We start from the raw sequence: 608 nt of genomic DNA, 5'->3' as shown, positions 1-608 counted from the left end.
AGTACTGGTTCTGCCGGCACACCTTCTTGATGCCGGCATCGAAGACGATGAAGTCGTGGATCAGCTGCAGGAACCGGTGCTTCGCGCACAGCTGCAGCAGGTGGCGGTCCAGCAGGTTGGGCTCGTCGGCGAACTCGCCGGTCTCCTCGACCCACGAAAGCCAGTACTTCTCGGGAGTCTCGATGGTGGCGTAGCGCAGGCCTTCGGTGTCGTTGCCCGCCATCACCCACTGCATCGTCGAGAAGAAGGGTTGGATGAACTCCTTCTTCTGGTTGTCCAGGTTCTGGCGGATGCCTTCGGACACCGACACCGTGGAACGCTTCAACTCCAGCACGCCCAGCGCGATGCCGTTGACGTACAGCACCACGTCGGGCCGCTTGGTGCTGGCCTTCGCGCCACTGACCAGATCGCCTCCGGGCACGGTCACCTCCTCGGCCACCGCGAAGTCGTTGGCCAGCGGATCTGCCCACTTCACCAGCCACACGGTGACCGTGTTCTCTCCCGCCTCGGGCCGCACCTTCACGCCATAGCGCAGCAGGCGGTAGACGGCATGGTTGCGGTCGTAGAGGCTCTTGCTGGTGTCGTTGGCCACCTTCTGCAGCTCGAAC

1 protein-coding gene is annotated in these 608 nt (G+C 63.5%); it reads right to left on the bottom strand.

The window, feature by feature from the left end; translation table 11 throughout:
* Window positions 1–608, bottom strand: a 608-nt coding sequence (locus KDD36_15235) for a type I restriction endonuclease subunit R (protein MCB0398002.1), incomplete at both ends; no start/stop codon positions are given.

This window comes from Flavobacteriales bacterium (assembly GCA_020435415.1).
Taxonomy (GTDB): Bacteria; Bacteroidota; Bacteroidia; order JACJYZ01; family JACJYZ01; genus JACJYZ01.
The sequence above is the reverse complement of the archived record's forward strand: the minus strand, read 5'-3'. Positions and strand labels throughout refer to the sequence as shown.